The organism is Faecalibacterium sp. DFI.5.82 (genome assembly GCF_029076575.1).
GTDB classification, from domain to species: Bacteria; Bacillota; Clostridia; order Oscillospirales; family Ruminococcaceae; genus Faecalibacterium; species Faecalibacterium duncaniae.
The window spans coordinates 1-288 of sequence record NZ_JARFIS010001142.1 but is presented as its reverse complement, the minus strand read 5'-3'; the positions used below and the strand labels follow the sequence as shown (position 1 = coordinate 288).

At 58.7% G+C, this 288-nt stretch carries 1 protein-coding gene; it reads left to right on the top strand.

The genetic code is table 11. The features are described 5' to 3' along the window. Positions 1 to 80 precede the first annotated feature (80 nt). Positions 81 to 288: hypothetical protein (locus P0G09_RS20475; protein ID WP_275253601.1), on the top strand; the 208-nt coding region annotated here is incomplete at its 3' end.

Here is a 288-nt window from a genome sequence, read left to right as displayed (position 1 = left end):
AGCGTTGACAAACCCTGTGTTCTGCCCCAACAGGACACCAGAGCAGGCCGCACACGCGCGGCCAGGAAAGGTTGATCTTTATGAAAAATACATTCAATCGCTCCGGCGCAGCGCTGATCTCGCTGGTGCTGCTGTTGGTGCTGGCTGTCAGTGCCGGTGCCGCCAGCAGCCAGAATGTCGGTGGCGGCAAAGAGGGCTTGCAGCCGGTGGAACAGACGGTCATTGACCGCTGCGTCCATGTGGTCTACCGCAAGTATTTCGAGAACCCCATCCCGGAAAATATGCCGC